Source organism: Thioalkalivibrio sp. ALE28 (genome assembly GCF_000377425.1).
Lineage (GTDB): Bacteria > Pseudomonadota > Gammaproteobacteria > Ectothiorhodospirales > Ectothiorhodospiraceae > Thioalkalivibrio.
In genome coordinates this window covers 335,965-359,910 of the sequence record NZ_KB898094.1, presented here as the reverse complement: position 1 = coordinate 359,910, position 23,946 = coordinate 335,965, and the positions used below count along the sequence as shown (strand labels likewise).

The window sequence follows — 23,946 nt, the reverse complement described above, 5'->3', positions numbered from 1 at the left end:
GATCGGTCGCGTTCAGCGGTGGCGCGCCCAGAACTGCCGGGCGAGGCCCTGCAGGCCGGTTGCGAGTTGCGCGACCTCGCGGGCGGCGGCATCGCTCTGGTCGGCCCGGTTGGCGGTAGTGTCGGCCGCGCCACGGATGGAGTCGACCCCGCGCCGGATCTCTTCCCCGGCCGCGCCTTGTTGTTCCACGGCGGCCGCGATACGGGTGCTCATGTCGTGGATCTGGCTGACGCCGGAGGTGATGTTCTCGAGTGCCGCGGCGGCCTGCTGGGCCTGCTCCACGCTGGTTTCCGCCTGATCGCGGCTTTGTTCCATCGTGGCCACCGCGGCGCGCGCGCGATCTTGAAGCCGCTCGATCATCTGCTGGATCTCGGCGGTGGAGTCCTGGGTTCGACTGGCCAGGGTGCGCACTTCGTCGGCCACGACCGCGAAGCCGCGGCCCTGTTCGCCGGCGCGGGCCGCCTCGATCGCCGCATTGAGGGCGAGCAGGTTGGTTTGTTCGGCAATCCCGCGGATCACATCCAGTACGCCGCTGATGTCCTGGCTGTGCTGGTCCAGTTCCGTCATGACGCCCGAGCCCTGGCGAATGCGCTGTCCCAGCTCCTCGATTGCCCGTGAACTGTCGCGCACTACCTGGCTTCCCGAGCGGGCCTCCTGGTCGGTCCGGTCCGCCGCGTCGGCGGCGTGCTGTGCGCTCTGTGCGACCTCCTGCACGCTGTTCACCATCTGCTGGGTGGCGCCCGCGACCTGTTCGGTCTCGTTCTGCTGGTGGTTGCAGGCCTGGCGGCTGTCGCCTACTGCGGACACGAGCGCGTCGGCCGTGCCACCCAGGCGGTTGGCGGCATCGCCCATGCGCCCGACGACGGATCCCGCCTCCGCTTCGAGCATTTGCAGGGCGAAGGCGATCTCGCCGGCCTCGTCGGTGCGCCCGGTATAGATGTACTGGCTGACCGGGTTGTTGGCGATGCGGCGGGCGTGGGCGACCGCGCGGCACAGGGGCGACAGGCTGATCCATACCAGGGCGCCGCCCACCACTAGCGCGGTCAGCGCGAAGATCAGGGCGCTCGACCAGGGCAGGCCGGTCAATACGCTGCTGGCGATCAGCCCTGCCAGCACGCCGCCGGCGAGGGCCGCTACGGTCCTGACCTTGATGCCGATGGGGGGCAGGCGCAGGGCCAGGGGCCTGCGACCCTGGAGGAGTTCCGCGTAGACGGATTCAGCCTTGGCTACCTGTTCGCGCCGCGGCTTGGTGCGAACGGACTGATACTCGACGGTTTGCCCGTCTTCCGTTACGGGCGTCACATAGGCGTTGACCCAGTAGTGATCGCCATTCTTGCAGCGGTTCTTGACCAGGCCCATCCAGGAGCGGCCGCCCTGGATGGTGTTCCACAGGTCCTCGAACGCCGCCGGCGGCATATCGGGATGGCGGACCACGTTGTGGTTTTTGTCGAGCAGTTCGTCCGGATCGAACCCGCTGATGTCGATGAAATCCGGGTTGACGTAGGTGATGGCCCCCTTGAGGTTGGTGGTGGAAAGGATGTTGGCACTCTCCGGGTAATCCACCTCGTTCCCGGTCACGGGCAGGTTGCGTTTCATGTTGTTCCCCTGATGGCCGAATCGTTGTTATTGGTGTCGCGTCGGCCGGACCGGTGCTGCCTGGGCGCCGGGTTATTCTTGTTGAATGGAAGCTAGTCCATATTCCCTCACAAAACAAATATATATCCAGGCGGTAATGGGTGGAGTGTCTTTTCATTGACGAAAGGCGTATAGTGCGTCTATCGAACGCCCCGCCCGTCAGCGTCCGTTCATCTGATCCAGAGCCATTCCGGTTCGCAGTGATCCCCCTGATTTCGTTTCCCCCGATGGGTGCTCTTGTTGAACGAGTGGCGGGTAGCGTTGGAGCATTCCATGACTGATACGACCTTTGCCGACCTCGGGTTGGCCGATACACTTTTGCGCGCGCTGGATTCCGCCGGCTACCAGCACCCGACTCCGATCCAGGCGCGGGCCATCCCGGAAGTCCTGAAGGGCGGCGACCTGCTGGCCGCGGCCCAGACCGGCACCGGCAAGACCGCCGGCTTTACCCTGCCGATCCTGCAGCGCCTTTCCACCAGTGATGCGCCCAAGCCCGGCAATGGCCGTCCGCGCTGCCTGGTGCTGACCCCGACCCGCGAGCTGGCCGCCCAGGTGCACGATTCCGTGAAGACCTACGGGCGCAACCTGAAGCTGCGCTCGATGACGATCTTCGGTGGCGTGAACATGAACCCGCAGATCAAGGCCCTGCGCGACCGCATGGACATCGTGGTGGCGACCCCGGGGCGTCTGCTGGATCACGCCAACCAGAAGACCATCGACCTGTCCGGTGTGGAGATCCTGGTCCTCGACGAGGCCGATCGCATGCTGGACATGGGCTTTATCCGCGACATCAAGAAGCTGATCGCGCTGATGCCCAAGAGCCGGCAGAATCTGATGTTCTCGGCGACTTTCTCCGACGAGATCCGCACGCTGGCCAACGGCCTGCTCACCCGCCCGGCGGAGATCGACATCGCCCCGCGCAACACGGCCGCCGAGAGCGTGCAGCAGAGTGTGCATCTGGTCGAGACCAGCCAGAAGCGCGAACTGCTGAGCCACCTGATCCGCACCAACAACTGGGAACAGGTGCTGGTGTTTACCCGCACCAAGCACGGCGCCAATCGCCTGGCCGAAAAGCTGTCCAAGGATGGCGTGCGCTCGGAGGCGATCCACGGTAACAAGAGCCAGGCGGCGCGTACTAAAGCGCTCAAGCAGTTCAAGTCTGGGCAGGTGCCGGTGCTGGTGGCGACCGATATCGCCGCGCGCGGCCTGGACATTGACCAGCTGCCGCAGGTGGTCAACTTCGAGCTGCCGAATGTGCCGGAGGATTACGTGCATCGCATCGGTCGTACCGGCCGTGCCGGCTCCGCCGGTGCCGCGCTGTCGCTGGTGGATGGCGAGGAGATCAAGTTGCTGAAGGGCATCGAGCGCCTGATCCAGCGCCCGATCGACCGCATCGAGACCGAAGGTTTTGCCGCGCCGAAGCCGGCCGCCAATGACGGCAACGGCAACCGCCGCGGCGGTCGTGGCGGCAAGCCGGGCGGCGGGGCCCGCAATGGCGCCCCGCGCAATGCCCGCGGTGGCAAGCCCGGCGGCGGTCGCGGCGGCAACGGCCGCCCGTCCTCCAACGGCAACCGGGCGGCGCGCAGCCGCTAGTCCGACGCGCCAGCGCCATACCGCGAACCCGCGGCCCCGAACTCCGGGCCCGCGGGTTTTTTCGTTCCGGGCCTGGCGGGGAGGGCTTTATTCACCACGAAGCACACGAAGGCACGAAGAAGGGCCAGGTCAAGGGCGAAAAGCGATAACAGGAAGGCTGGAAGACAGGAAGGGGCTGGTGTTGTGCGCCAGGTGATTGGCCCCAGTACAAGGCTAATCACAGCGTGTTGTGATTGCCGAGGGCCCGTAAACACTTCCAAATTTCGCGTCGTCCTGTGAAATGCTTTTGCCCTTGCCCTTCTTCGTGCCTTCGTGTGCTTCGTGGTGAATACGGTTTTCGAGTTGCGGCGAGGCGTTGGAGTTGAGCTGGATCAGGGCGGCGGGGGATGGGCCGGGCGATACTCTGGCGGGCTCAAGGCCGGGCGCGGGTGGTCGTTAACGAAGCCAAAGGAGGGTGTCGATGAAGATTGGACCGTTGGGTGGGCTGCGACTGAAGCTGGTGATCCTGGTGATCGTGGTGAGTACGGTGCCGCTTTCGATCATGGGCGGGGTGACGTTCCACACCATGAAGGGCGATCTTGCCGCGGGGGTGGATGAGGCCCTGGTGACGCAGCTGTGGTGGTTGCTGTGGGCTCTGTGGGTGGTCGCGTTCGTGGTGGCGCTGGGGATCGGCTGGTTCTATGCCAATGTGCTGACGCGGCCTCTGGAGCGCCTGGCCGAGGGGCTGGAGGCGATCGGCGAGGGGCGCGCGGATCTCGGCCACCGGGTGGAGGTCACCACGGACGACGAGATCGGGCGCACCGGCGAGGCCTTCAACACGGTGATGGGCCGGCTCTCGGGGCTGATCCGGCAGGTGGCGGATGCGGCCGACGGGATCGCCGCCTCCGCGCGGCAACTGGAGGGTCGCAGCAACGAACTGACCCGGGCGACCCACGAGCAGCGCGGCGACGTGGAGCAGGTGGTCACCGCGATGAACCAGATGTCCGCCACTGTGCAGGAGGTGGCCAACAACACCCAGAGCACGGCCGAGAGTGCCGGTCAGGCGACCCGGGCGGCGGAAGGCGGACGCACCGTGGTGCAGGCCACGCAGGGCGCGATCAACACCCTGGCCGGCGAGATCCGCCAGGCGAGCCACGTGATCAGTGAGCTGAAGGGTGACAGCGACAACATCGGCACCATCCTGCAGGTGATCGAGGAGATCGCCGAGAAGACCAACCTGCTGGCGCTCAATGCGGCGATCGAGGCCGCCCGCGCCGGCGAGGCGGGACGGGGCTTCGCGGTGGTGGCCGACGAGGTGCGTCATCTGGCTCAGCGAACCAACGACTCGACCGGGGAGATCCGCGAGATCATCCAGCGCCTGCAGGGCGGAGCGACCCGCGCGGTACAGGCGATGGAGGTGAGCCAGCAGCACGCCGAGACGTCGGTGGAGAAGGCCGGCGAGGCGGGCGAGACCCTGGAGTACATCCACGACTCGGTGACCACCATCGACGACATGACCCGCCAGGTGGCCAGCGCGACCGAGGAGCAAAGCCAGGTGGCGGAGGAGATCAACCGCAATATCCACCACATCAACGACATCGCGGTGCGCAACGCCGACGGGGCCAACGAGATGCAGCAGGCGGTAGAGGCCCTCGAAGGGCTGGCGCAGCAGCTACAGAACGAGGTTGCGGGTTTTCGTCAGCAGGGCTGATCCGGCCTGGCGTCAGAAGCCCCGGCGCAGGGCGTCGAAGCCCAGGGCGACGTCGTCGGGATCCGCGCCGGGCTCGATGCGCAGGCGGTCACGCACGGTGTCGCGGTCAATATGGGACGCCTCGATCGCGTCGTCGGGCAGGCGATACAGCCACCAGGCGAGCGCGGCCTGGGTGCGGGTCTCCGACCAGGGCTCCAGGTCCGTCCCGATCCGCTCGGCATGCGTGCCCAGCTCCGCGTCGAAGAAGGGCTCCAGTCGATCCAGCGCGGCGACCGGGTCGGGCAGGTCCGGACGTTCGCCATCCAGTGCCTCCACGGCGCGCGCCAGTTCCTGGCGGGCGATCTCCGGCCAGATCTGTGAGGGCAGGTAGCCCTCCATCGCCGGCCGTCCGCCGGCGGTGATGCCGTGCAGGTAGCCGCTGCGGGTGAGCAGATAGCGGTCGAGCGCCTCCAGCGCCTCGCGGGCCCACTCAAGGGTGTCGCGGTCTTCCAGTACCCGCGCCAGGTTGGCGAGCGCCGCGATGGCCTGGCCCGAGGTGTCGGCATAGGTGTTGCGGTCGACCCGGGGTGGATCGGTCTGCGTGCGGGTCTCCGGGTCCAGCTGATAGTAGTCGCGGTCGGCGTACTGGCTGTTGCCGAAGCGCAGCTGACGGGCGTCCCACAGGTGGTCGCGCAGATAGTCGCGAATGCCGCGCGCGATCTCCGCGTAGTGTTCGTCGCCGATGTGCTCGTAGGCCTCGGAGAACAGCCACAGGAACGCGGCGTTCTGATCCAGGCGCTTGGAGGTCTCCAGGGCCAGGACCGGGTCGCGCTGGTCGGGATCGTGGAAGAAGAAGAAGCCGCCCTCGACCTCGTCGTAGAGATCCTCCGCGATCTGGTCCAGCAGGCCGGGCATGCGTTCCTCCCAGTCGTCACTGGCCAGCAGGTAGCGGTAGGTCCAGGGTTGCGGGCGCTTGCTGAGCGTTCCGAATGTGGCGCTGCCGCTCAGGCGGTCGGCGCGCTCGTCATAGACCTCGTCGAGCATCTCCATGAAGGTCTCGAGGCCGTCGATCGCCGCGTCGTCCGGTGTGATCTCGCGGCCGGTGACCGAGAACATGTCGCGCTGCGCCTGGAGGATGCTCTCGAGGTCACGGGCATTCACGTGGCCGGTGAAGCGGGTCAGCATCTCGTCTTCGTGATTCACGATGACCACGAAGGGCAGGCCGCGCCCGCCATAACGGCGGAACAGGTCGGCGCGTTCGTCCAGGTCGACGAGGACGGGGATGTAGTGCTCGTCGATGACATCCACCACCGACGGGTTCTCCAGGGATTCGTCCTGGAAGTCGCGGCACCAGGTGCACCACTGGCCGTGGAAATAGAAGAAGATCGGGCGTTCGCGTGCCTCGGACTCGTCGAACAGCCCGCTGTCCCAGCTTTGCCAGTCGATGCTGGAGTCGGCCGGATAGTCCTCGGCGGCCACTGGCAGCGCGAGCGCCAGCAGGGCGGCGCCCGCAAGGAGCCCGCGCGCGGCGCCACGAAGGGCGCTGGCGACGGAAGGGCCTGGGTTGTAGAAGGGTCCGGTCATCGCGGGCACTTTCCGGGCTTGTGTCTATTGGTATAGACCAGTTGAAGGATTGCGCGTTCGGCACGGGGCGGTGTGGCAGGATGCCCGCTTGATCACTGCTCGAGGACCCGGGGTCGGTCCGATTGGGGACGGATCTGCTGTGCGCGTCGTAGAATGGCGCCATTTTTCACGCCGGCTCTGGTTAGCCGACGCGCGATCTGCGCCTCGAGACAGCGGGCATCAACGGGCCCGCGCTTGCGCCACGCTCGCGGCGACTATCCAGATCCGACAGTCCCCCAGGAAACACCGATCCATGTACAGGCTTGCATTCCTGCCCACCTTTTTCTTCGCCCCGGCGTGTTGCGGGGGGGCTTCATGACGGGAGGCCGGACCGACCGGCGGGTGACGTACCTGCTCCCCGGCCTGTGGGCGGCACCGGGGGCCACCGCGGGTGAGCCATCACGCCCGGTGCGGCGTCTGGCTCGCTGGCTGGGGCGCGCGCGGGCGACCGGCGATTCCGGGGCGGTGCCGGGCTGGGAGGCGGCGCTCGCCGAACGGCTGGGTTATCGCCCGCAGGGCGAGGGCGCACGGACCTGGCTGGCCCAGCCGGTCCAGCTGACGCCCGGGATGAAGGACCTGGTGGCCTCGGCGGTGGAGCCCGTGGCGGACGCCGAGCGCGAGGCGTTGTGGGCGACCGCGCAGCCGGAACTGGAGGCGGCCGGCGCCACCCTGGGCCTGGGCGAAGACGGCCTGTGGGAGCTGCAGATGGACGCCGAGGGCGAGGCCTCCGGCCCGCCGCCGTCTGTCGGGCTCGGTCGATCCATGGTGGCCCACTCGCTGCAGGGCGATGTCGCGCGGCGTCTCCAGGTCCTGGCGACCGGCTTGCAGATGGCGTGGTTCCAGCACCCCGTCAACCTGGAACGCGAGCATGAGGGACGTGGTGCGGTGCATGGGCTGTGGCTATGGACGCCGGGCTTTGCCGGCGGAGCCAGCGGCGTGGGCCGCGTCTGTGGCGGCGGGGCGATCGGCCGCTGGCTGGCACGGGGCGCCGGTATCGACTGGTGCCCGGATCCGGCCTGCACGCCGACGGAATCCGGCGACACGGTGGTCGTGGTCGACGCGCTGGGGGGGCCGCCGTCCCCCGAACGACGCCTGGAGCTTCTGGAATCGGTCGCCGATGACGTGGTCGCGCCCGGGGTGCGCGGCGTGTTCCGCGGGGAACTGCGTGCGCTGGAGTTCGTGGACCCGCAGTCCACCCACCCCGTACTGCGGCTCGACCGCCGCCAGGCGCTGGCCTTCTGGCGCCGCCCAAGGCGGCCCTGAAGCCGCGTGCCGGTGTTATACTGCGCGGCTTTTCTCGCCACCTGATGGAACGTGCCGTGCGCGCCACGACACCCGACGGAAACTGCCATGGAACTGAACGCGCTGTACTCCCGGATCGATGACCTGAAGGGCCGCCTGGACGCCCTTAGGGGGTATCTTTGACTACCCGGCCAAGGAAGAACGGCTGGAAGAAGTCCAGCGGGAGCTGGAGCAAAACCCCGACATCTGGAACGACCCGGAGCAGGCCCAGGCCCTGAACAAGGAGCGGGCCCAGCTCGAGGGTGTGGTCATCAACATCCGCGAGATCGGCACTCAGCTGGACGAGAGCCGGGACCTGCTGGAGATGGCCGAGGCGGATGACGACGAGGAGACGGCGGCGTCGGTCGAGACCGATGTCGACGCCCTGACCGCGCGCGTCGAGGGGCTCGAATTCCGCCGCATGTTCTCGGGCGACATGGACGAGGCCAACGCCTACCTCGACATCCAGGCCGGCTCCGGCGGCACCGAGGCCCAGGACTGGGCGAATATGCTGCTGCGTATGTACCTGCGCTGGGCCGAGCACAAGGGCTTCAAGGCCGAGGTCACCGAGCTCTCCGAGGGCGAGACGGCCGGGATCAAGAGTGCCACCGTGCACATCCAGGGCGAGTACGCCTTCGGCTGGCTGCGCACCGAGACCGGTGTGCACCGTCTGGTGCGCAAGTCGCCGTTCGATTCCGGCAACCGCCGGCATACCTCGTTCGCCTCCGTGTTCGCCTCGCCGGAGATCGACGAGAACTTCGAGATCGAGATCAACCCGGCCGACCTGCGGGTGGATACCTATCGGTCCTCCGGCGCCGGCGGGCAGCACGTGAACACGACCGATTCCGCGGTCCGCATCACGCACGTCCCGACCGGGGTGGTCACCGCCTGTCAGGCGGGGCGTTCGCAGCACAAGAACCGCGAGATGGCGATGAATCAGTTGCGCGCCAAGCTGTACGAACGCGAGCTGCAGGAGCGCAACGCCGAGAAGCAGGCGGTGGAGGACACCAAGTCCGACATCGGCTGGGGCAGCCAGATCCGCTCCTACGTGCTCGACCAGTCGCGGATCAAGGATCTGCGCACCGGCGTGGAGGTCGGCAACACCCAGGCCGTGCTCGACGGCGACCTGGACCAGTTCATTGAAGCCAGCCTGAAGAGCGGGCTGTAACGCTTTCTTTTACCGGGATTCCCGATGACCGAGATTACCGACGAGAACAAGCTGATCGCCCAGCGGCGCGCCAAGCTGAACGAGCTGCGCGAGGCCGGCCCGGCCTTCCCCAACGACTTCCGCCGCGATGCCCTGGCGGCCGATCTGCACGCCGCGCATGACGACACCGAAGGCGAGGCGCTGGAGGGGCAGGGGATCCGCGTGACTGTCGCCGGGCGCATGATCGGCAAGCGCGTGATGGGCAAGGCGAGCTTTGTCCGCCTGCGCGACCAGTCCGGGGACATCCAGCTGTTCGCCCAGCGCGACAGCCTGCCGGAGGGCGTCTACGCGGCCTTCAAGCACTGGGACCTGGGCGATATCGTCGGCGGGCAGGGTACGCTGTTCAAGACGAAGACCGGCGAGCTGACGGTCCAGCTGGACGAGCTGCGTCTGCTGACCAAGAGCCTGCGCCCGCTGCCGGAGAAGTTCCATGGCCTGACCGATCAGGAACAGCGCTATCGCCAGCGCTACGTGGACCTGATCACCAGCCCGGACAGCCGCGAGCTGTTCCGCACCCGCACCCGGATCGTGCGCTACATCCGCGAATACTTCGAGCGCGAGGACTTCATCGAGGTGGAGACCCCGATGATGCAGGTGATCCCGGGCGGCGCGACCGCGCGGCCGTTCGCCACGCACCACAATGCGCTGGACATGCCGCTGTACCTGCGCATCGCGCCGGAGCTGTACCTGAAGCGTCTGGTCGTCGGCGGCTTCGAGAAGGTCTTCGAGATCAACCGCAATTTCCGCAACGAGGGGCTGTCCACCCGGCACAACCCCGAGTTCACCATGCTGGAGTTCTACGAGGCGTTCGTGGACTACCATGCGCTGATGGACCGCACCGAGACGTTGCTGCGCGGGCTGTGCGAGGACGTGCTGGGCACGACCACCATCGAGTACCAGGGCGAGACCTACGATTTCGGCCAGCCGTTCACCCGCATGACGGTTCGCGAGGCGATCCTCGAGCACAATTCGGAGATCAGCAGCGAGGACCTCGCGGACATCGACAAGGTGCGCGCCCACTGCGAGCGTCTGGAGATCCCGATCAAGGCGAGCTTTGGGCTCGGCAAGCTGTGGACCGAGATCTTCGAATACACCGCCGAGAACAAGCTGCGCCACCCGACCTTCATCACCGCCTATCCGACCGAGGTCTCGCCGCTGGCGCGGCGCAACGACGACGACCCGTTCGTGACCGATCGCTTCGAGCTGTTCGTCGGCGGGCGCGAGATCGCCAACGGCTTCTCCGAGCTCAACGACCCCGAGGACCAGGCCGAACGCTTCCAGGCCCAGGTCGCGGAGAAGGACGCCGGCGACGACGAGGCGATGCACTACGACGCTGACTACATCCGCGCCCTGGAGTATGGCCTGCCGCCCACGGCGGGCGAGGGCATCGGCATCGACCGCCTGGTGATGCTGCTGACGAACAGCCCGTCGATCCGTGACGTGCTGCTGTTCCCGCACCTGCGCCCGGAGGCCTGATTCGGCACACCACGCCGTCGCGTGAACAATCCCCCGGTCGTCGTGTCCCATTTCTGCAATGGCAGATAACGGGAGGTACGGCATGCGAGAGGCAATGACACGAGGCTACGCCATCCGCACCGGTGCGCTGGTCGCGGGGCTGGCGCTGGTGGGCTCGGCCCTGGCCGGCGAAGTGGTCGAGGAAGGCATCTCGAGCGAGTACGAACAATTCGATCTCGTGCGGGTAGCCGGTGGTCTGGAGCATCCCTGGTCGGTAGCCTTCCTGCCGGACGGCGGCTATCTGGTGACCGAACGGACGGGTGCGCTGAAACAGGTGCGCGATGGCGAGGTGAGCTCGGTCGAGGGTGTGCCGGAGGTCGTGGCGCGCGGCCAGGGCGGCTTGCTGGATGTTGTGCTGCACCCGGACTTCGCGGCGAACCACCGGGTGTATTTCACCTATGTCACCGGGGATTCCGACCAGTCCTACACCGCGCTGGGGCGCGGGCGTCTGGAGGACGGGGCCCTGCACGAGGTGGAGGAGCTGTTCCGTCAGGACCGGGGCGGCAGCAATCCGGGCCACTTCGGTTCGCGGCTGGCCTGGCAGGCCGATGGCACCCTGTTGATGACGATCGGCGATCGTCGGCAGGAAGACCCGTCCCAGGACCTTTCTGCACATACCGGGTCCCTGCTGCGCCTGACCGAGGATGGCGAGGCCCCGGCGGACAACCCGTTTGTCGACCGCGATGATGCCCAGCCACACATCTTTGCCTATGGCCTGCGCAATTCGCAGGGTCTGGTGGTGGATCCGGCGGACGGCACGATCTGGCTGACGGACCACGGGCCCCGGGGTGGGGATGAACTGAACCGTATGGAAGCCGGGGGCAACTATGGCTGGCCGGTGGTGTCGCGGGGGCGCGACTATCGGTCCGAGGAACCCTTTGGCGAGGCGCGTCACGACGCGGATATGATCGACCCGGTCTACGAGTTCCTGCCGACGCTGGCGCCGTCCGGGCTGGCGATGGTGACCGCGGATCGCTTCGAGTCCTGGCAAGGCAATCTGCTGGCGGGTGGCCTGCGTGCCGAACGGATCCTGCGCATCGTGATCGAGGACGACGAAGTCGTGCACATGGAAGAGCTGCTGCACGGCAAGATCGGGCGCATTCGTGATGTCCGCGAGGGACCGGAGGGGCACATCTATGTGCTGACGGACCATTCGGATGGCGGGCTTTATCGCCTGGAATGAGCCCGATCCCGATCCCGAGCCCATGGCCGGCATTGGGGCCGCGAGTTCCGGGCCCGCACGGGCCTGCAAACAGGAGCCGGTCTTAGCGGCTTCGGCCCGAGGCGCCCCGACGTCAGTCGCCGGCTGGCTCCAGTAACAGGGCCGCCAGTGGCGGCAGATGCAGGTAGAGTGTCGCGGGGTGCCCGTGGCGTTCCACCGGCTCGGCATAGGCCTCCGCCGGGCCGCGCGAGCCCCCACCGTAGACCTCGGCGTCACTGTTCAGGGTGACCCGCCAGCGCCCGGCGTGGGGCGCGGGTACGGGGTAGGCCGGGCGCTCCACCGGCGTCAGGTTCAGCACCACCACGACCTGGCGGCCCTGGTGGTCGCGGCGCACGAAGCTCAGGGTGGAGTGCGCGGCATCGTCGCAGTCCAGCCAGTCGAAGCCGTCCGGTTCGAATTCCCGGGCGTGCAGGGCGGGGTCGGCGCGGTAGGCGCGGTTCAGATCCCGCACCAGGTTCTGCAGGCCCTGGTGCAGCGGGTACTGCAGCACGTACCAGTCGAGTTCGCGATCCTCCGACCATTCCGGGCCCTGGCCGAATTCCTGGCCCATGAACAGGAGTTTCTTGCCGGGGTAGAGCCACTGCCAGCTGTAGAGCAGGCGCAGGTTGGCGTGCTGTTCCCACTCGTTGCCCGGCATGCGTCCGCGCAGGCTGCGCTTCCCGTGTACCACCTCGTCGTGCGAGAACGGGAGGACGAAGTTCTCGCTATAGGCGTAGAGCTGGCCGAACGTGAGCTGGCCGTGGTGGTGCATGCGGTAGATCGGGTCCATCCCGAAGTAGGTCAGGGTGTCGTGCATCCACCCCATGTTCCACTTCATGGTGAAGCCCAGCCCGCCCATGGACGGCGGGCGGCTGACCCCCGGCCAGGCGGTGGATTCCTCGGCGATCATGGCGACGCCCGGATGACTGGTCTGGACCGTCTCGTTCAGGTGGCGCAGGAAGTCGATGGCCTCCAGGTTTTCGTTGCCGCCGTGGATGTTGGGCAGCCAGTCCTCGCCTTCGCGGTCGTAGTCGCGATAGAGCATGGAGGCGACGGCATCCACGCGCAGGCCGTCGAGGTGGAAGTCCTCGACCCAGCACAGGGCGCTGGAGAGCAGGAAGTTGCGGACCTCGGGGCGCGAGTAGTTGAAGATCAGGGTGCCCCAGCCGCGGTGCTCGCCGATGCGCGGGTCGGCGTGTTCGTACAGCGCGGTGCCATCGAACCGGGCCAGCGCGAACTCGTCGCGCGGGAAGTGGCCGGGGACCCAGTCGAGGATCACGCCAAGACCGGCCTGATGGGCCTGGTCGACGAAATGGCGAAAGTCGTCCGGCTGACCAAAGCGCGAGGTGGGGGCAAAGAAGCCGGTGCTCTGGTAGCCCCAGGATCCGTCGAACGGGTGCTCGGTGACCGGCAGCAATTCGAGATGGGTAAAGCCCATGTCGCGGGCGTAGGGCACCAGGCGCTCGGCCAGCTCGCGGTAGCTGGGCCAGTGGCCCTCGGGACTGCGCTGCCAGGAGCCCAGATGCACCTCGTAGATGCTCATTGGCCGATGCTTCCAGGCCTCCGGATCGCGGTTGCGCATCCAGTGCTCGTCATTCCAGGCATAGGTGCTGGCCTCCTGGATGCGGGCGGCGGTCTCGGGGCGAACCTGGTAGGCGCGGGCGTACGGGTCGGTCTTCAGGTGCAGGCTGCCGTGCTCGCGATTGCGGATCTCGAACTTGTACAGCGTTTCCGCGGTCATCCCCGGTATGAACAGCTCCCAGATGCCGCTGCCCGCGTGGACGGTCATTGGATGGCAGCGCCCGTCCCAGCGGTTGAAGTCGCCCACCACCGACACGCGTTCGGCGTTGGGCGCCCACACGGCGAAGCGCACGCCGTGGATGCCGTCGCGGGCCATCGGATGGGCGCCCAGCATGCGATGGGCATGCCAGTGGCGGCCCTCGGCGAACAGGTGGCGATCGAATTCGGGGATGTCCGGGGCAAAGCTCCAGGGGTCAATTGCCTGCAACGTGGATGTGCCACCCTCGGGCATCCAGTCCAGCTGCGGGTGCGCGGGGAGGGCGTCCACCGGCCCACGCCACAGGAACAGCCCGGGGAATCCCGAGGCGGCGTCCATGGGTATGTGGCGCCCGTCGCAAAGTGTGATGGAGGCCTCCGTTGCATGCGGTAGCCAGGCCCGATAACAGGTGGTTTGTTGATCCAGCGCATGGCGCCCCAGGACGCTGTGCGGATCATGGAGCCGGGCCTCGGCCAGGCGCGCTAACGGATCGGCGACGGAACGGGTGCATTTGTCGGGGGCTGTTGCCATACTCGGATCAAGCTCGCGTTTGGGTCGTGGAATAGTGCGGTTCAGGCCGGGTCGGCAGAACACGTGAGTACAACATACTAGGGAAACACTGATTAATGTACGCACTCGCGTTGGCACCCCAGGTTTTTCGAGGCAAGGCGCGTCGTGCAGCGGGTAGTGGTTCTACCCGCAAGCGGCGCAACGCAGGATCGGGGAACCTGGGGTGCCAACCCCACAACCTATTGAGAGCAGGGGCTCGGCCGCTTTTGCGCGCGCACAGCGTTGCGGTTCCCTTGTGCAGAATGCTGCACGGCAGTCACCGCGCCTTGTTCGCACGCAAAAGCGACTCGAGCGCGAGTGAGTACATTAATCAGTGTTTCCCTGGAGAACACGAACGGATGTACGCGCGCTTGTCGGATACCGCGGTTCCACGAGGCGGGTCAGGGCACACACCGAGCCTTGTCCGCGGGTGGGAGCGAGGACCCAGCGAGCGGGTACATGCGGACGTGTTTGCCTCGACAAGGATGGGTGCATGAGTCCACAACCGCAACGTTACGTCAGCCGCCTGCCCCGGGAGACCCTTGCCCTGATCCTGGCCGGCGGACGCGGCTCGCGACTGAAACAACTGACGCTGTGGCGCGCCAAGCCGGCCGTGCCCTTCGGCGGCAAGTTCCGCATCATCGACTTCCCCCTGTCCAACTGCATCAACTCGGGTATCCGTCAGGTCGCCGTGGTGACGCAGTACAAGGCACACTCGCTGATCCAGCACATGCAGCGGGGCTGGAGCTTCCTGCGCGGGGAATTCGGCGAGTTCATCGAGCTGCTGCCGGCGCAGCAGCGCATCGAGACCTCCTGGTACGCGGGGACAGCCGACGCGGTCTACCAGAACATCGACATCATCCGGCAGCACAATCCGCGCTATGTGCTGATCCTGGCCGGGGACCACATCTACAAGATGGACTACGGCCAGATGATCGCCTTCCACGTGGAGAGCGGCGCAGACATGACCGTGGGCTGCCTGGAGGTGGAGCAGGAGCGGGCGAAGGCCTTCGGCGTGATGGGGGTGGATGCGTCCAGCCGCATTACCTCGTTTGCGGAAAAGCCGGAGGACCCGGCGCTGATCCCCGGCAGCAAGACCCACTCGCTGGCCTCCATGGGGATCTACGTGATCAACACCGAGTTCCTGTTCGACCAGCTGATCAAGGATGCGGACGACACCTTCTCCAGCCACGATTTCGGCAAGGACATCATCCCCGGCATCATCGAGCGAAACCAGGTGATGGCCTATCCGTTCCGTGACGAGCAGGGCGTGCGCCAGGGCTACTGGCGCGATGTAGGGACCATCGACTCCTACTGGCAGGCGAATCTGGAGCTGATCGGGGTGACGCCGGAGCTGAACCTGTACGACTCGGAATGGCCGATCTGGACCTATCAGGAGCAGTTGCCGCCGGCCAAGTTCGTGTTCGACGACGAGGACCGCCGCGGCATGGCAATCGACTCGATGGTCTCCGGGGGCTGCATCATCTCCGGGAGCACCGTGCGCCACTCCCTGCTGTTTTCCAATGTGCAGGTCAACGCCTGTGCCAGCGTGGAGGACTCGGTGATCCTGCCCAGTGTGACCGTCGGCGAGAACTGTGTGATCCGCAATGCGGTGATCGACAAGGGCTGCAAGGTCCCGGACGGGACCGAGATCGGGGTGGACGACGAGGCCGACGCCCGCGACTACTTCGTCTCCCCGGGCGGGGTGCGCGTGGTGACGCCGGAGATGCTCGGACAGGCGACCCACCATGTCCGCTGAATCCGGCAGTACCACCGCGCTCGCCACCCAGCCGCCCCAGCTCGACGTGGTGCTGTGCTGGCATATGCACCAGCCGCAGTACTACGACTCCGGGGCCGGTGAATATGTCCTGCCATGGACCTACCTGCACGCGCTGAAGGACTACACCGACATGGCCGCGCACCTGGAGGCCTGTCCCCAGGCGCGCGCGGTGGTGAATTTCGCGCCGATCCTGCTGGAGCAGATCGCGGACTACGGCGAGCGGCTGGAGGCCGGGATCGGCAATCGCTCGAGCTTCGGCGACCCGGTGCTGGACCTGCTCCAGCTGGATATCGTCCCGGTGGATCCGGTGCAGCGGCGCGAGATCCTGCGCGTCTGCCTGCGCGCGCATGCCCCGCGCATGATCGAGCCGTTCCCGCTGTTCGAGCGCCTGGCGACCCTGGCCCGCCAGGCGCTGGAAGACGCCGTGCTGCTGGCGCATCTGGACAACCGCTTCTTCCAGGATCTGGCGACCTGCTATCACCTGGCCTGGCTGGGGGAGACCGTGCGCCGCGCCTATCCCGAGGTGCAGGGCTGGCTGAAGGCGGATCAGGGCTTCAACCGCGACGTGCGGGGCCGCCTGCTGAAGCTGATCCGCGACGAGGTCAAGGCGATCCTGCCGCGCTACCGCGAACTGGCCGAGCAGGGGCGTGTGGAGCTCTCGTTCACCCCGTATGCCCACCCGATCATGCCGCTGCTGCTGGACCTGCAGTCGGCGCGCGAGGCGATGCCGGATGTCGAATTGCCGCAGGCGCCGGCGTACCCGGACGGCGAGGCCCGGGTGCGCTGGCATATCGAACGCGGCCTGGCGGTGTTCGAGCAGTACTTCGGCTTCCGGCCACGCGGCTGCTGGCCTTCGGAGGGCAGTCTCAGCGAGGCGACCGTGCGCCTGCTGGATGACTACGACATCTGCTGGACCGCCAGTGGCCAGACCGTACTCGGCAACAGCCTGGCGGCGGCCGGGGAGACCGCCGAGTCGCATACCGGTTCGGCGGAGCAGGAGGGCTGGCTGCATCGTCCGTATTGCCTGAAGGGGGCCCGGACGGAGCTGTTCTTCCGCGACGACGGGCTTTCCGATGCGATCGGGTTTCGCTACGCCGACTGGCACGCCGACGACGCGGTCGGGGACTTCGTGCATCACCTTGAGAACATTGCCGCCGTCTCGCCCGACGGGGGCGTGGTGGCGGTCATCCTGGATGGCGAGAACGCCTGGGAGTACTACCCGGAGAACGGCTTCTACTTCCTGCGGGCGTTGTACGAGCGGGTAGCGGAGAATCCGCGGCTGAACCTGTGCACCTTCTCGGACGTCTGCCAGCGCACGGGTCCGCGGACGGATCGCGGCGAACTCACGGGCATGGTGGCGGGCTCCTGGGTCTACGGGACCTTTTCCACCTGGATTGGCGACCCGGACAAGAACCTTGGCTGGGACCGCCTGATCGAGGCCTGGACCGCCGTGGACCAGGCCATCGCGCGGCATCCGGCACTGGATACGCCGGAGCTGCGCAAGCAGCTCGCGGTATGCGAGGGATCCGACTGGTGCTGGTGGTTCGGGGAATACAACCCCGCGGGTTCCGTCAGCGACTTCGAACAGCTCTACCGTCGGCATCTGGCCCGCCTGTACCAGCTGGCGGATCTCGATGTGCCCGACTCGCTGGGCGAGGTCCTCTCGGTCGGGGGCGGTGATCCCGCGGCGGGCGGTACCATGCGCAAGGGCCAGTAACTGTGTGCCAAGTAACCATGTGCCCGGTAACCATGTACGAGGGGCCGTAGCGGATGGAGGCGGGCGAAGAACACTGCAACCCCCTGATGCAGCGCCGCCGCGCGGGGGTCCTCCTGCACCCCGTGTCATTGCCGGGCCTGGGTCCGGTCGGGACGCTGGGGGACGAGGCCTTTCGTTTCCTCGACTGGGCGCGGGATGCTGGCTTCAGCCTGTGGCAGATCCTGCCGTTGCACCCGCCGCAGGAGGACGGTTCGCCGTATGCCAGTATCTCCGCCTTCGCTGGCGATGTGCGCCTGATCGACCCGCAGCGCCTGGCGGCGCTCGCGGGCCTTGCGGACCCGACGCTGCCCGTCGACACACTGCTGGAACAAGCGCGGGAGCGGCTGGAGCAGGCCGGCGATGGCTGGGCGCAGGCCTACCAGGCCTTTCGGGATTCCCAGGGCCCGGTGTGGCTGGAGGACTTTGCCCGTTTCGTGGTGATCCGCGCCCGTGAAGGCGGCCGTCCCTGGTGGGAATGGCCGGCCGCCTTGCGTGACCGCGATCCGGATGCCCTGGCGGCTGTGGAGGTCGATGCGGCCCGGGAGCTGGAGGCGGTACGCTTCGCCCAGTTTGTGCTGTTCGATCAATGGCAGGACGTGCGCGAGCATGCCCGCGCGCGGGACATCCTGATCCTGGGCGACATGCCGATCTTCGTGGCGCACGACTCGGCCGAGGTCTGGGCCCACCGCGATCTATTCGATCTCGACGACACGGGGCACCCGCTGACCGTGGCCGGCGTGCCACCGGACTACTTCTCCGAGACCGGGCAGCGCTGGGGCAACCCGCACTACCGCTGGGACCGCCTTGCCGAACGCGGCTACGACTGGTGGGTGGAGCGGATGCGCTGGACCCTGGAGACGGTAGACGCCGTGCGCATTGACCACTTCCGCGGCTTCGAGGCCAGCTGGGCCGTGCCGGCGAGCGAGCCGGATGCCACGCAGGGGCACTGGGTGCCGGGGCCGGGCGCGGCCTTCTTCGAACAGCTTCAGACCCGTCTCGGCGTGCTGCCGTTGCTGGCCGAGGACCTCGGCGTGATCACGCCGGAGGTGACCGCCCTGCGCCTGCGCTTCGATCTGCCGGGCATGCGCATCCTGCAGTTCGCCTTCGAGGGTGGGCCGGACAACCCGTACCTGCCGGCGAATCATGACGAACTGAGCGCGGTGTATACCGGCACCCACGACAACGACACCACGCTGGGCTGGTTCCTTTCTCTGGAGCCGTCCCTGCAGCAGCACGTGATCGCAACGCTGGACGAGGGCGGGGCCGAGGAGATGCCCTGGCCGCTGATCCGTGCGGCCTGCCGTTCTCCGGCACAGCTCGCGATTCTGCCGATGCAGGATGCCCTGCAACTGGGTTCGGAGGCGCGCACGAACATTCCCGGTACGGTGGACGAACGCAACTGGACCTGGCGCTTTGACTGGAGTCAGCTGCCCGAGGGACAGACCGAGGCGCTGCGCGCGCTGGCGCAGGAGACCGGCCGCCTGGAATGAGGGACCGTTCGGCCCGCGCGCCTCAATGCAGGCATGGGCCCGACACAAGAAAGCCCGGCCCCTTGACGGGGACCGGGCTTTTTCATCGGGTCTACGGTGACGCGATTAGCGCATCATGCCGCCGCCCTGGCCACCCTGTTGCTGCTGCATCTGCTGCTGCAGGCTCTGCATGCGCTGGATGACGTCGTCGATATCGGCGTTTTCCTGGCGCATGGCGGCCATCAGGTCTTCCCGCAAGGCTTCCTGGGCCTCCCGGATCTCTTCATCCTGAGCGACCGCCTGCTGGGCCTCCTGCAGGTTCATCTGCGCCTGCTGCACGTCTTCGGACTGGATGACTTCCTGGCGCTGTTCGGCGCTGAGGTCCGGATCGCGCAGGCGTTCCTCGGCGGACTCGAGGGTTTCCAGGTCCCGACGCGGCTGATAGCCGGCGGACTCCATCTTGTCCAGGACCAGATTTTCCAGCTCTTCGCCCTTCTGTTCCAGCTGCGGATTGTTCTGGATGGCCTGCTGCTGGGTCTCGGCGAGCGTCTGCTGGAGCTGCTGCATCTCCATCTGCGGGTTGCCGCCCTGACCGCCCTGCATGCCCATGCCGCCCTGACCCTGCTGGCCCATGCCCTGCGCCATGGCGAGCGGGCTGGCCAGCGCAAGGGCGGCCGCGGCGATCAGTCCGGCGACGGACCGGGAACGAGTCTTCATAGAGTCTCTCCTGCTTAAGTAGTAACGGTAGCCTAGACAAGCGCACTTAACCCCAGCTTAACAAGCGTGGCGCTTTCATGCCCGACAAGGGGCGTCCAATCGGGCGAGTGGCACCTGGCGAAGACGATCCGCGGATGGAGGAGTTCCCCGGGGCCCCGTGGCGGGCGTATCCGTGTGATGCCCGTCGCGGTTTCGGGTTGATCAGGGCGGATCGCTGCGCGTGAACAGCGCTATGTCGCGCGCGGGCAGCGCGAGGGCGCAACCCAGCCGGTCGGCGATCCAGTGCAGGGTGTCGGGACCGTAGAACGCGACGTGGGTGGGGTCGCGGCGATAGTGCCAGCGGCGGAAGCCGTCCGCCTCGGGCGGCCATTCGGTCATTACGGCAAGAACGCCGCCCGGGCGCAGGTGGGTGCGCAGCGTTTGCAGTGCGTGCAGGGGACTGTGCAGGTGCTCCAGCACCTCGGTGCAGGTGATGAAATCCCAGCCGGAGTCGGGTGCGTCGGGCCAGGCGGGTGCAAAGGTGGGGTCCCATATATCCATGGTGTAGCCGCCCGCCCGCAGGAGGGCCGCGAGAACGGGTTGGGGTCCGCAGCCCCAGTCGAGGCCGCGGGCAGGTGGCGGCAGGGCCTCGAGCAGCGGTTCGATCAGCCGCTGCAGATGCGCCTGGTAACCGGGATCATCCGGCCGATTCTCGTGGGTGCGGTAGTACCCGCGTTCCGTCTCTTGGTCGGGCCAGGACCCGGTGTCGAGGTGGATCAGGCGGCAGTGGTGGCAGCGGCGATAGTCACCGGGTGAGGGGTCGCCGAGACCGCGGTGATGGAACAGCCGGGTCGGCTGGCCGCACAACGGGCAGGCAGGCCGAGCGGAGCCGCTCAGCGGCGCAGGTAGCGGAACCACGAGGCGATATTCAGCAGGCTCATCAGGGATTGCGAGAGGTAGGTATAGGCGGCGGCCTTCAGGATGCGCTCCGCATGCGGGTAGTCGGGTGGGTGCAGGTAACGCCCGTCACGCAGCATCGGCATGGCCCGGCGGAAGCTGGCGTCGAACTCCGTGGGGAGGGTGACCAGGTGGGCCAGCGTGGCGAGCCCCATGGAGAGGACTCCGGCCAGCAGGAACAGGAACGCGGGCGCGGGATGCCGGGCGAGCAGGGTGACAAAGGGAATGGCGACCAGCAGCCAGGCACCGATCTGCTGTCCGTATCCCGCGACGCAAACCAGGTAGCTGCGCATGCGCAGCGGGGCGTAGCCCTCGGCATGCTGGATGGCGTGTCCGACCTCGTGGGCGGCCACGGTGACCGCCGTGAGGGAGTGTCCCTCGTGGTTTTCGGGCGACAGCCGTACGGTGCGGGCGTTGGGGTCGTAGTGATCTCCGTGCGTGGTGGTCTCCACCCGGACCTTGTGCAGCCCGTGACGGTCCAGCAGATCGCGGGCCAGTTCCGCGCCGGTGCCGTCGTAGCGGTCCCCCGGCTGGTGGTACTTCTTCATGACGTGACGGACCCAGAGGCCCGGGGCCCAGGCGAGGAACAACAGCAACGGCGCGAGCAGGATCAACAGTCGCATGCGGCTATATTGACCCAAATCCCGCCCTGGCGGAAAGGGTAAGCCGGCTCGAGATGACCGCGCGTGGCGGCAGGCCCCTCAGCCGGCCGTTCGCCCCGCTGGTTGCGTCAGTCCTCGGACTCGTCGTAGTCGCCCTTGTGTTTCGGGTTCGGGCGGGCGCGGCGGTCGCGCGAATAGTCCCGGTCGTCGGCGTTGCCCTCCGGCGCGGCCTCGATCATGCGCAGGTTGGCTGCGGGGGCCGACCCGTCCTTCTCCTGACCGAAGTAGATGGTCTGGTGCGGGAACGGGATCTCGATGCCGGCGGCGTCGAAGTGCTTCTTGACCAGGCGGTTGAACGCGCGGCCCAGGCCGAACTGGGTGCCCGGCAGCGTCTTGATGCGGATACGCACGTTGACCGAGCTGTCGGCCAGGGCGGTGACGCCGTGCACCTCCATTTCGTCGAGGATGTTCGGACCCTGGTCGGGGTCTTCCTTGAGTTCCTCGAAGGCCTCGCGCAGGCGCACGATGACCTCGTCGATGTCCTCGCGGTAGGCGACGCCGTACTCGCCCACGTGGTAGGCGAATTCACGCATGTAGTTGGACACCGCGTCGACCGAGGAGAACGGGATCAGGTGGTAGGTCCCGGACAGGTCGCGCAGACCCAGCGAGCGGATGGTCAGGCGTTCGACCACGCCGGTCGTTCCGGCGACGGTGACTACGTCACCGACGTTGATGGCGTTCTCGAGCTGGATGAAGACCCCGGTGATCACGTCCTGGACCAGTTTCTGGGCGCCGAAGCCGACGGCCAGGCCGAGGACGCCCGCGCCGGCCAGCAGCGGCCCAATGTTCACGCCGATCTCGGCCAGCACGATCATGGTGGTCATCACGATCAGCACGATGGCGACCGCATTGCGGAAGATGGTCAGCAGCGTGGCCTCGCGGGCCGTCGGACCGCCGTCGCCGGTGTTGGGGTTCATGCGGTGTTCGATCCAGCTGGCGAATACCAGCCAGATGGCGAGCACGCCCAGCAGGATCAGGGCGACCGAGATCGCGGTGCCCAGTACCGCCATGCCGGTGTCGGAGGCGAGCCAGGTGGTCAGGCTGAAGGCACCCCAGGCATCCGCGATCACCGCCAGCACGATCAGCAGGATCACCAGGCGCATGACCTTCAGCGCCTTCGGGATGTACGAGTTCAGGCGCAGTTCCAGCGACGGGAACTTCTCCCGGGTCTCGTCGGGCACGCGGATCTGCCGGCCGATCAGCTGCGTCAGCAGGTTGGCGACGAACACGCCCACGAAGGCCGCGAGCAAGGTCTGACCGGTGGCCTTGGCCATGAAGGGCAGGGCATCTTCCGGGCGCGTGACGCTGACCACGGCCAGCGCCAGGAAATAGAGCAGCGCGATCCAGTGCCAGAAATTCGCCAGCAGCGAGATCACGATCCGGGTGAAGGCGAACTCGGCCCGGTTGGCCATCGCGATCAGGCGGTCATGCACCCGGCTGCGGTTCTGCAGGATGATCACGGCGGCGTACAGGAACGCCGTCAGCATCACGATCAGCCCCAGCGAGCGCCCCGCCTCGGAGGAGATCTGGTTGTTGGCGATCGGCACCAGCAGCAGGAGGCCGTAGCCAATGTAGCCCACGATGCGCGCCAGCCAGGCGTTCCAGTAGGCGGCCTCGTCCCCGGCCATCGGCAGCAGGCGCAGACCGTGGTAGCGGGTGGCGAAGATCAGGCGCAGCGCCGCTTTGGTCACCTCGATCAGCAGGAAGGCGTTCAGGAACAGCGAGTGGCGCGTGTTCATCTCGCCCGACTCGCCCAGTACGAACAGCGCGAGGGCATAGCCGGCCAGCCAGGCGAGGATGACGATCAGGAAGTCGATCGCGGCGGCGAGGACGACGGCGGGCAGTGCCCGCATCAGGCGCATGTGCTCCGCGGCATTCAGGGCCCAGCGGTCGATGCCGGTAAACAACGGGGCACCCAGGCGGCGCAGGATCAGGAACACCACCACGGTGAATACAATGATGATCGCCAGATCGAGCACGGCCATCCCGAAAACCGTCGGTTCGATTGCACGGACCTGTTCGGCGATGTCCGCGGCGATGTCGTTGAGGGCCCGGATCTCGGCCACGGTGCCCTCGGCCAGCGACTGGGTGAGCTGGGCAATCTGGCGCGCGACGGATTCGCTCTCGCCGGTGTCCACCGGGACGGCATCTTCGGCCGTCTCGCTCTCGCTGGCGCCGCTGTCGGCGCGCAAGGCTTCCAGCAGGCGTTCGCGTGCCTCCTCGTTTTCCAGCGCGTCGATCAGCGTCTGCCGCAGGTCATTGCCGGAATCCGTCGCGCCGGCATCCTGGGCAGAGACGGCCCCCAGCGGCACGGAGAACAGCAGGGCGGCGAGGACGAGCAGGCGGGAGAAGAAGCGAAACGGCGAGCGCTGGTGGGTCACGGCAAACCTCAATGTTCGGGGGGCATCCATGGGAGCCGCGCTCATGGCGTTCATGTCGATGGACCTATTGAGCGGCGGTTCGCCCGTGCGGTTAGTGCGAGCAGTCTAAAGGCTCGAAGTTCCCCGCCACAATGCGGGCCGGGGGTGCGTCCGGGGATGGCCGCCGCCCCTGGCGGAGCCTTGCCATGATGGGGG

General features: G+C 67.2%; 16 protein-coding genes. 9 read left to right on the top strand and 7 right to left on the bottom strand.

Translation table 11 applies throughout. The annotated features are described in order from the left end of the window. Positions 1-12 precede the first annotated feature (12 nt). The gene (locus tag D105_RS0103745; protein ID WP_018877538.1) at positions 13-1,596 is read right to left on the bottom strand and encodes a PAS domain-containing methyl-accepting chemotaxis protein; all 1,584 of its coding nucleotides are present in this window, start codon (positions 1,594-1,596) and stop codon (positions 13-15) included. 312 nt (positions 1,597-1,908) lie between these two features. Here D105_RS0103745 and D105_RS0103740 point away from each other — a divergent pair, with 312 nt between their 5' ends. Both D105_RS0103740 and D105_RS0103735 read left to right on the top strand, forming a co-directional pair. Next, a complete protein-coding gene (locus tag D105_RS0103740) occupies positions 1,909-3,228 on the top strand; it encodes a DEAD/DEAH box helicase (protein ID WP_018877537.1) in 1,320 nt (439 codons plus the stop codon). 460 nt (positions 3,229-3,688) lie between these two features. Continuing rightward, entirely contained in the window at positions 3,689-4,918 is a 1,230-nt protein-coding gene (locus D105_RS0103735; protein ID WP_018877536.1) for a methyl-accepting chemotaxis protein, read from the top strand. Between the two features lie 12 nt (positions 4,919-4,930). On the opposite strand, the gene D105_RS0103730 is transcribed toward D105_RS0103735, so the two are convergent. Then, on the bottom strand, positions 4,931-6,481 hold the full coding sequence (locus D105_RS0103730; RefSeq protein WP_018877535.1) for a DUF255 domain-containing protein: 1,551 nt from the start codon (positions 6,479-6,481) through the stop codon (positions 4,931-4,933). A gap of 381 nt (positions 6,482-6,862) precedes the next feature. Here D105_RS0103730 and D105_RS0103725 point away from each other — a divergent pair, with 381 nt between their 5' ends. The 4 genes from D105_RS0103725 (at position 6,863) to D105_RS0103710 (ending at position 11,706) form a co-directional block, all read left to right on the top strand. After that, positions 6,863-7,783, top strand: a complete 921-nt coding sequence (locus D105_RS0103725) for a hypothetical protein (RefSeq protein ID WP_018877534.1) — start codon at positions 6,863-6,865, stop codon at positions 7,781-7,783. 87 nt (positions 7,784-7,870) lie between these two features. Continuing rightward, positions 7,871-8,969 (top strand): peptide chain release factor 2 gene (gene prfB / locus D105_RS0103720; protein ID WP_155984731.1). Its coding sequence is split into 2 segments (ribosomal slippage): positions 7,871-7,942 and positions 7,944-8,969, totalling 1,098 coding nucleotides; the frame shifts between segments, so codons are not numbered across the junction. A 24-nt stretch (positions 8,970-8,993) separates the two neighbouring features. Beyond that, entirely contained in the window at positions 8,994-10,484 is a 1,491-nt protein-coding gene (gene lysS, locus D105_RS0103715) for a lysine--tRNA ligase (protein ID WP_018877533.1), read from the top strand. 94 nt (positions 10,485-10,578) lie between these two features. Continuing rightward, on the top strand, positions 10,579-11,706 hold the full coding sequence (locus D105_RS0103710; RefSeq protein ID WP_017942141.1) for a PQQ-dependent sugar dehydrogenase: 1,128 nt from the start codon (positions 10,579-10,581) through the stop codon (positions 11,704-11,706). A 112-nt stretch (positions 11,707-11,818) separates the two neighbouring features. On the opposite strand, the gene glgB is transcribed toward D105_RS0103710, so the two are convergent. Beyond that, positions 11,819-14,032 (bottom strand): 1,4-alpha-glucan branching protein GlgB, encoded by a 2,214-nt coding sequence (glgB, locus tag D105_RS0103705; protein WP_081619271.1) that lies wholly within the window; start codon positions 14,030-14,032, stop codon positions 11,819-11,821. A gap of 511 nt (positions 14,033-14,543) precedes the next feature. On the opposite strand from glgB, the gene glgC reads away from it, so the two are divergent. Genes glgC through malQ form a run of 3 tightly spaced genes read left to right on the top strand, consistent with a single transcriptional unit; the run spans position 14,544 to position 19,076 of the window. After that, positions 14,544-15,809: a glucose-1-phosphate adenylyltransferase gene (gene glgC / locus D105_RS0103700; RefSeq protein WP_018877531.1), complete on the top strand. Its 1,266-nt coding sequence runs from the start codon at positions 14,544-14,546 to the stop codon at positions 15,807-15,809. Next, positions 15,799-17,547 carry a glycoside hydrolase family 57 protein gene (locus tag D105_RS0103695; RefSeq protein ID WP_018877530.1) on the top strand — a complete coding sequence of 583 codons (1,749 nt, stop codon included), beginning with the start codon at positions 15,799-15,801 and terminating at the stop codon, positions 17,545-17,547. The genes glgC and D105_RS0103695 overlap by 11 nt, the downstream gene beginning before the upstream one ends. A gap of 53 nt (positions 17,548-17,600) precedes the next feature. Then, positions 17,601-19,076, top strand: coding sequence for a 4-alpha-glucanotransferase (gene malQ, locus D105_RS0103690; RefSeq protein WP_018877529.1), 1,476 nt, complete (start codon positions 17,601-17,603; stop codon positions 19,074-19,076). A gap of 105 nt (positions 19,077-19,181) precedes the next feature. Here malQ and D105_RS0103685 read toward each other — a convergent pair whose 3' ends face one another. The 4 genes from D105_RS0103685 to D105_RS0103670 form a co-directional block, all read right to left on the bottom strand. After that, the gene (locus D105_RS0103685) at positions 19,182-19,772 is read right to left on the bottom strand and encodes a hypothetical protein (RefSeq protein WP_018877528.1); all 591 of its coding nucleotides are present in this window, start codon (positions 19,770-19,772) and stop codon (positions 19,182-19,184) included. A 201-nt stretch (positions 19,773-19,973) separates the two neighbouring features. Further along, on the bottom strand, positions 19,974-20,618 hold the full coding sequence (locus D105_RS0103680) for a class I SAM-dependent methyltransferase (RefSeq protein WP_018877527.1): 645 nt from the start codon (positions 20,616-20,618) through the stop codon (positions 19,974-19,976). Positions 20,619-20,644: 26 nt separating this feature from the next. Continuing rightward, entirely contained in the window at positions 20,645-21,331 is a 687-nt protein-coding gene (locus D105_RS0103675; RefSeq protein ID WP_018867080.1) for a zinc metallopeptidase, read from the bottom strand. Between the two features lie 107 nt (positions 21,332-21,438). Then, positions 21,439-23,751, bottom strand: a complete 2,313-nt coding sequence (locus tag D105_RS0103670) for a mechanosensitive ion channel domain-containing protein (RefSeq protein WP_018877526.1) — start codon at positions 23,749-23,751, stop codon at positions 21,439-21,441. Between the last annotated feature and the right edge of the window lie 195 nt (positions 23,752-23,946).

Coding starts and splice junctions, on each gene's coding strand:
- D105_RS0103745 (WP_018877538.1), bottom strand. CDS start 1,596: ATGAAACGCAACCTGCCCGTGACCGGGAACGAGGTGGATTACCCGGAG.
- D105_RS0103740 (WP_018877537.1), top strand. CDS start 1,909: ATGACTGATACGACCTTTGCCGACCTCGGGTTGGCCGATACACTTTTG.
- D105_RS0103735 (WP_018877536.1), top strand. CDS start 3,689: ATGAAGATTGGACCGTTGGGTGGGCTGCGACTGAAGCTGGTGATCCTG.
- D105_RS0103730 (WP_018877535.1), bottom strand. CDS start 6,481: ATGACCGGACCCTTCTACAACCCAGGCCCTTCCGTCGCCAGCGCCCTT.
- lysS (WP_018877533.1), top strand. CDS start 8,994: ATGACCGAGATTACCGACGAGAACAAGCTGATCGCCCAGCGGCGCGCC.
- D105_RS0103710 (WP_017942141.1), top strand. CDS start 10,579: ATGACACGAGGCTACGCCATCCGCACCGGTGCGCTGGTCGCGGGGCTG.
- glgB (WP_081619271.1), bottom strand. CDS start 14,032: ATGGCAACAGCCCCCGACAAATGCACCCGTTCCGTCGCCGATCCGTTA.
- glgC (WP_018877531.1), top strand. CDS start 14,544: ATGAGTCCACAACCGCAACGTTACGTCAGCCGCCTGCCCCGGGAGACC.
- D105_RS0103695 (WP_018877530.1), top strand. CDS start 15,799: ATGTCCGCTGAATCCGGCAGTACCACCGCGCTCGCCACCCAGCCGCCC.
- malQ (WP_018877529.1), top strand. CDS start 17,601: ATGGAGGCGGGCGAAGAACACTGCAACCCCCTGATGCAGCGCCGCCGC.
- D105_RS0103685 (WP_018877528.1), bottom strand. CDS start 19,772: ATGAAGACTCGTTCCCGGTCCGTCGCCGGACTGATCGCCGCGGCCGCC.
- D105_RS0103675 (WP_018867080.1), bottom strand. CDS start 21,331: ATGCGACTGTTGATCCTGCTCGCGCCGTTGCTGTTGTTCCTCGCCTGG.